Genomic DNA, 1945 nt, shown 5'->3' with positions numbered 1-1945 from the left:
GAACACGTCACGCTGATGCAGGCGGCCCAGACGGTCATACGAGCTGCGGCTGGTCAGTGCGCCCTGCGTCCGACTGACTTCGCGGTGCAGGGTGTCACGGCTGAAACCGGTAAGCGGCAGGTCATCGAGGGCAATATTCAGCAGGTGCCCGCTGCCATAATAGAGGCTGCGGATCCGCCGTCCGTCCGGCAGCGTCGTGCCGGTACGGTTGCCCAGCGCGTCCCATTCATACTTCACCACCCCCTGCTCACCGCTTTCTGACGTCAGACGGCCCACTTCACCAACTGTACGAGGTAGCTAATCATGACCAGGACGCATTCTACGCCAGCAGACATGATTTCCGAAACGCAGCGCCACTATCAGGTCGGGTACGTCAGTATTCGCCATGAGAGCGGCAAAGATATCAGCGCCATGTACTATTATGCGGCCCCAGCCTACATCTGAAGGATGACTGGCTCCCTGAGGCAGGATATGACGCTGGCTACCCGGTCAATGTGAGGCTCAACGAAGGACGCCGGATCCTAGCCGTGTGGCAACGGGCTGACGGCTAAAATAAAAAATCCGAAAGAATCATTAAGATCTTTTCCGGCTTTTTTATATCAATTGAAATTAATTAAGTATAAAAAAAATGGGCCATAAAAATGCATTAAGGTATTAAGATAAAACCTATCCAAGCTTGAAACTGTAATTTTAATAGTTCCTTCAGAATTTATTCCTTTTCCTATATTTTTTCCAGTTAGATTCATCTTTGAATGCAGATCTATAATTGCAAGCTATAACACCCACAGCATTCCAATGATCATAAACAGCATCAATATGCCCCCAATCACCGCTAATAGGAAGATCAATTTTTGCTTTATCAAAAAACCATTTCCTCAGAGCTTTTGTAACTTTACCTTCTGGTTTTCTTTGTTCTCCATTCATAACTTTTTCTGGTGACAAATACCAACTTGACAATAAAGAATTATCATTTACAGGAGATTTAAATGTCACTATTAAATATAAATTAGCTTTATCTTTCTCATCTTTAAATATCGTACGATATGACACAACCTCGCTATCATTCTTTATCCACTCCTCCCATAAAACCCCTCCATCCATTAATTCAATTTTATTACTCGATGGTGATAAAATCAGTTTTCCATCCAAATTAAAGCTATTTAAATTAAATTCTAATTTCATATTTCAAATACCCAACCCAAAAGGATCACCAATAGGTTCCAAAACAGTTTTATAATTAGATAAAAAGAACTGAGTCCCACCACCATTTCCAAATCCTTTGAGTGGATCTTGTGATAACGCCTTACCTGTACCAGCAATTGCTTCTCTTTTAACTTGATAAGCTTGTATTTTACTTCTATATCCAAAAGTGGGATGGGGTAGAACTTGCAAGCTTTTCCATAGTTTTTCTCGGCTTCCGCCAGCAGCTTCTAAAGTTGCCTTATCAAAATAAAAACCAGACTGTCCTGGGGCACCGCCATAAACTATATCCCCCTCTTTCAACATAGTATTTGACCATGAATCACGACCTTCATATATCCCCCTCCCCTGCCACTGCCTGCCAAATTTAGCCTGGTTATGGTCATTAGCTTTTGTCGGCGCACATTTGGCCTTTAACCCCAGCGGATCTATCCACCCCAATGCATTCGGCGCATACGCATACAGATTCAACCCACCCAGCAACCCTATCGGGTCCGGCTGCGTAAAGCGACCGCAGTCCGCATCATAGTACCGGTAAAGGTTGTAATGCAAACCCGTCTCTCTGTCCAGATACTGACCCTGCATCCGCAGGTTCTGCGCATCGTCCGGGCCGTTCAGCCGTTCCTCACGCAGCAGTTTGCCCCATGCACCGTTATGGCCCTGCCAGCACACCCGCCCTGCTTTATCTGTCAGCCGCTCCGGCGTACCGTTTGGCTGGCAGTGATACCAGTAAATCTCCGGTTCG

General features: G+C 45.7%; 4 protein-coding genes and 1 pseudogene. 2 read left to right on the top strand and 3 right to left on the bottom strand.

Annotated elements, in window-relative coordinates; translation table 11 throughout:
• A pseudogene (locus tag EB241_RS20685) lies at positions 1-288 on the bottom strand (hypothetical protein); the annotation flags it as partial.
• A gap of 15 nt (positions 289-303) precedes the next feature.
• Here EB241_RS20685 and EB241_RS21010 point away from each other — a divergent pair.
• The gene (locus tag EB241_RS21010; RefSeq protein WP_158612436.1) at positions 304-444 is read left to right on the top strand and encodes a hypothetical protein; all 141 of its coding nucleotides are present in this window, start codon (positions 304-306) and stop codon (positions 442-444) included.
• Positions 441-551: a SymE family type I addiction module toxin gene (locus EB241_RS22035; RefSeq protein ID WP_124234936.1), complete on the top strand. Its 111-nt coding sequence runs from the start codon at positions 441-443 to the stop codon at positions 549-551. Before EB241_RS21010 ends, EB241_RS22035 begins: the two co-directional genes overlap by 4 nt.
• A 151-nt stretch (positions 552-702) precedes the next feature.
• On the opposite strand, the gene EB241_RS20675 is transcribed toward EB241_RS22035, so the two are convergent.
• A complete protein-coding gene (locus EB241_RS20675; protein WP_124234935.1) occupies positions 703-1182 on the bottom strand; it encodes a hypothetical protein in 480 nt (159 codons plus the stop codon).
• A gap of 3 nt (positions 1183-1185) precedes the next feature.
• The coding region (locus EB241_RS20670) for an RHS repeat domain-containing protein (RefSeq protein ID WP_199737412.1) at positions 1186-1945 on the bottom strand (760 nt) is incomplete at its 5' end.

It is taken from the genome of Erwinia psidii, assembly GCF_003846135.1.
Lineage (GTDB): Bacteria > Pseudomonadota > Gammaproteobacteria > Enterobacterales > Enterobacteriaceae > Erwinia > Erwinia psidii.
Note: the sequence above shows the minus strand (reverse complement) of the source record. Positions and strands in the feature narration are given on the sequence as shown.

Coding starts and splice junctions, on each gene's coding strand:
- EB241_RS20675 (WP_124234935.1), bottom strand. CDS start 1,182: ATGAAATTAGAATTTAATTTAAATAGCTTTAATTTGGATGGAAAACTG.
- EB241_RS21010 (WP_158612436.1), top strand. CDS start 304: ATGACCAGGACGCATTCTACGCCAGCAGACATGATTTCCGAAACGCAG.